A 237-nucleotide genomic window follows, 5' to 3' on the forward strand; every position below is an offset into this window, starting at 1 on the left:
CTGCTTTTTCTTCTGCTTTCCTCCCTTCGATGGCGTCTGCTTTGTCGTCTGCTTTCCTCGCTTCGATGGCGTCTGCTAGGTCGTCTGCCACGTCTCCTTCGTCGTCATCATCGTCGTCGTCGTCGTCGTCATCGTCGTCGTCATCGTCGTCATCGTCGTCCTCGTCGTCTTCTCCTCCTTTCTCCGGGGTGATCGGAGAGGGTTGAATGGGCTGCAAGACTTGCGTCAGGACTTGCG

1 protein-coding gene is annotated in these 237 nt (G+C 57.0%); it reads right to left on the minus strand.

From position 1 onward, the window contains the following. The coding region (locus QZ269_RS13315; RefSeq protein WP_291427174.1) for a hypothetical protein at positions 1 to 237 on the minus strand (237 nt) is incomplete at both ends.

The organism is Deinococcus sp. (assembly GCF_018260405.1).
Classification (GTDB): domain Bacteria; phylum Deinococcota; class Deinococci; order Deinococcales; family Deinococcaceae; genus Deinococcus.